Below are 3,665 nucleotides of genomic sequence, written 5' to 3'. Positions count from 1 at the left end.
GAATCACCCTCACAAAAAATACGATAGTAAATTATAGAAGAGTGTTTACTGAAAGATGAATAAAAATATTTTTTGAAATTCGGTAACTACTTAACAAAAACAATGAAAAAATATAATTTTACATATACTCTATATAAAGGTTTAATTTATAAAAGCCTCATATTTTGTATAATAGTGGGTATAAACTATTCTTGCACAAAAAAGGTAATACCTTCACAAGGTCCATGTGCGAGAATACTCAAGCAGGCAAAATTACATTTAAACAAAGGATATTGTTATGGAGGAGTAGGTCCCAATTGTTTTGATTGTTCGGGGCTTCTAAATTATGTTTTCAAAAAGAATAACATAGATATTCCTCGAACCACAGAAGAACTATGTAAGATAAAAGAGATAAAACAAGAAAAAGCACAAAAATGTGATATTATTCTTTTTACAGGAAGTGATAAACACAAAAGAACATGCGGACATGCTGGAATAATAACAGATATTATTGATGGAATTATTTATTTTATTCACGCGGAAGGAAACCCGAAACACCCACATCCCAGTCATAAAGTAAAAATAAGTAACATGAAAAACAGGTATTATGCAGCAAGGATTATAAAAATAGTACGGGTATCTTCGGAATAATTACTAAATATTGATAATAGTGACTTTTCACAATAGATAGCTAATACAAAAAAGAGAGAATATGTATGCCATGTTTTTATCTTTTATTTACTAAAAGCATAAAAAACAGAGAAAAACAAAAATAAAGCAAGAAAAAATAAAAAACAACAAAATATACTCAATGACCTACATTTACCTACAAGAATTTTCTAAATTCAAATTGATTTAAGTATAAGAACGTAAAAATATCTCTTTTATAACCTAAAAAACAAGTAATGCAAATTCTATATATAACATAGTTTATAACTTAAAAAAATACTAACATAAAGTATTTGTTTAGGCAATTTTTTTTCAGCGTTATGAAGCATAGGTGACCCCTACAAGAGCAGAAATAGATTTCTTCACTCTATTTAATATTATTTTAGAATACTAACCAAGCTAATTATACTTTTTTTTAATGATAAAAAATCAAATAATTACCTATTTTTCTACTATTTTAATATTGACATCCCCATAACTGCTATTAATTTTTATAATTTTATCTCCTCCTCTCCCTATTTTTCCTTTATAATGCGTGCTATTAGAAGTTTTTACTTTGTAATACATATCTACATCAGCTTTCCCATCATCCACTGAAATATCACAAAACGAGGTTTGAGATTCAAATTGAGCATCCATTCCTTTTTCTATTCCTAAAATAACATCAGCAAATTTTGAATCTATCTTTGCCACAGAGCAATTTTTTTTTATTTTTTCTACTTTAAAGTCCCCATACCTTATATTTACATTCAGAGAATTCGTTACCACGGAGGACTTAAAATCATTAAAACTCAGTTCTCCATCTATACTATAAATACTATGAATAGTAGTATTCCCATAGTTTGCTTTTATATTCATATTTTCTACCTCGTCAATATTTACGTCAGAAAATGATTGATCTATAAGAGCGTTTCCTAATGTTTTAATTTCTAAATCGGAGTATTTGATTTTGAATTCCCCATTTTTCACTTTTTGAATTTCTCCGCTTCCAAAAGAAAGTCGGACATTACAAGTATTTGTAAAATTTTCTGCACGTATATGCCCGTATCCAATAATTAAATCTACCTGTCCATCATAAGAACTTATATATGCATCTCCAAAGCTATTTTCTATCCGCAAAGGAAGGTATGGTGGCATTTTTACTTCATAGTTTATCTCAAGATCATTCTTTTTTGAGGTATTTATCTTTGTTTCAAACTGAATACTACCTGGGGACTCTTGTATATCTATTTCTATATTTCGGAGCATTTCTTCTGCTTTTTTGGCATTTCCATCTTTTCTATCTACAATCATTGCTACTTTTACAAAAATTTCATTTTTTTCCCACGTAGTAATTACGACTTTTCCAAACTTGTTCTTGATAGAAAATTGGGTAGTTTTACCAGAAACAGAAAACTGTTTCTGTATATGTTTTTCCGCTTGAGAATATACTAATGTATAAGAAAAACTGATGAGCAGTAATAATATATTTTTGAGTTTCATGGTATGTTTTTATTAAGTATGTAATTATTATAAAGATATAACTTGTTGATTTCGTTTTTGTTTTATTTTTTTCAAAAGTGCTATTTGTTTATTTAAGATATGTATTCGGAGTTGCAGATTCATTATAGCGGCATCTATCATTTTTTCATTATAGTTTTGTGGATGAATACTTTTTTTCAATTCTAAATAGAGGTTATCTAATTCGTACATATCTTTCAAAAAACCTTTTTCCATAAAGACACTATCGGTCTTGTAAGAATATAATTCTGTTTTTTTTTCTGATATCAGTTGTATATAAAAATCTTCTGCCTCTTGAAATTCTTCTAAAGAATAATCCACTTGCTTTGTATCTTGCACAGAAGTACTATTTTCAGAAAAGTAATGATTATAAAATACTACCCCACTCCCTATTAAAATAAGAAAAACCGCAGATATTCTCGCAAAGTTATTATTCCAAAGTATACTTAAGCCACCCTTTTTTTCCTTGTGTAGCCGTACTTCTATTTTTTTCCAAACCTCATCCGATGGAGATTCATCAAAAAACATATCTCTATTCTTGCGTATAAAATACTCTACATTATCTCTATTGTCTTTTTTACCCATAAACATTAAATTCTTTTAGTATAGTTCTTAATTTTTCTTTTGCTCTATTCAATTGTGATTTTGACGTAGATTCTGTTATGTTGAGCAGTTGCGCAATTTCTTTATGGTCGTATCCTTCAAAAAGGTAGAGAGTGAAAACCGCTCTAAACCCATCGGGCAAAAGTAAGACAGCTTTCTTTACCTTTTCTATACTCATAGAGATTGTTTCTTCATCTACCGATTCCTCAGTTCTCTCTAAGTATTCTTCGGGAGAAAAGCAATCCTGTTTTTTTGACTTTATTCTTATCTGATTCAAACTTTTGTTAATTACAATTCTTTTCAGCCATGCTCCAAAAGTAGAATCCCCCCTATACGTTTCCAAATTCTGAAAGACACTTACAAAAGAATCTTGTAAAACATCTTCGGCATCATATTTATTGCCTAATATTCTATAAGCAATATGAAACATTGCTTTGCTATAATGATTATAGAGTTGAAACTGTGCATCTCTATTTCCTTTTTTACAGAGAAGTATAAGATGCGAGTCCCTTTCAAAAGTATTATTTTCTTTCACGGAAATGGTATAGTATAAAGAATATTATATTTCTATTCTCTTTAATAATTATTTTCATATTCTCATAAAGACAGAATATTTTGTGTAAGGTTGCATAGTATATTTTTATTGTGTGAATATTTTTTTGATGTATATTATAAATAAAAAAACCAATACATCAAACAACATATTGATTCTGTATGTATTTTTTAATTATAAAAATAATATTTTCTACTTCTTTTCCCTCTAAAAGAACATAAAACGTATTGCAACTATTAAAAAAAACAGAAAAATATAGTTAGTTTGCTTTTTTTAATTTAAAAAATATTATATAAAATAATCAAAATCAATTTTTAGAACCTACCTTGTATAATACAGGGCAACTAAATTTTTTCATTTC

4 protein-coding genes are annotated in these 3,665 nt (G+C 28.0%); 1 reads left to right on the top strand and 3 read right to left on the bottom strand.

All coding sequences use genetic code 11. The features are described 5' to 3' along the window. Positions 1-102: 102 nt before the first annotated feature. Positions 103-630: an NlpC/P60 family protein gene (locus QM536_00020; protein ID MDI9355401.1), complete on the top strand. Its 528-nt coding sequence runs from the start codon at positions 103-105 to the stop codon at positions 628-630. 459 nt (positions 631-1,089) lie between these two features. Here the strand turns inward: QM536_00020 and QM536_00015 are convergent, their stop codons facing one another. From QM536_00015 to QM536_00005, 3 genes are read right to left on the bottom strand one after another with little or no spacing between them, the layout of a single operon-like run. Continuing rightward, positions 1,090-2,130: a hypothetical protein gene (locus QM536_00015; GenBank protein ID MDI9355400.1), complete on the bottom strand. Its 1,041-nt coding sequence runs from the start codon at positions 2,128-2,130 to the stop codon at positions 1,090-1,092. Between the two features lie 27 nt (positions 2,131-2,157). Continuing rightward, positions 2,158-2,733 (bottom strand): hypothetical protein, encoded by a 576-nt coding sequence (locus tag QM536_00010; protein ID MDI9355399.1) that lies wholly within the window; start codon positions 2,731-2,733, stop codon positions 2,158-2,160. Further along, positions 2,726-3,286, bottom strand: coding sequence for an RNA polymerase sigma factor (locus QM536_00005; protein ID MDI9355398.1), 561 nt, complete (start codon positions 3,284-3,286; stop codon positions 2,726-2,728). Before QM536_00005 ends, QM536_00010 begins: the two co-directional genes overlap by 8 nt. Between the last annotated feature and the right edge of the window lie 379 nt (positions 3,287-3,665).

It is taken from the genome of Chitinophagaceae bacterium, assembly GCA_030053935.1.
Taxonomy (GTDB): domain Bacteria; phylum Bacteroidota; class Bacteroidia; order Cytophagales; family JASGCU01; genus JASGCU01.
This window is presented reverse-complemented; position numbering and strand designations above follow the sequence as displayed.

Bases quoted from the DNA above. Each gene is read 5' to 3' on its own strand.
- QM536_00020 (MDI9355401.1), top strand. From the start codon at position 103: ATGAAAAAATATAATTTTACATATACTCTATATAAAGGTTTAATTTAT.
- QM536_00010 (MDI9355399.1), bottom strand. From the start codon at position 2,733: ATGGGTAAAAAAGACAATAGAGATAATGTAGAGTATTTTATACGCAAG.
- QM536_00015 (MDI9355400.1), bottom strand. From the start codon at position 2,130: ATGAAACTCAAAAATATATTATTACTGCTCATCAGTTTTTCTTATACA.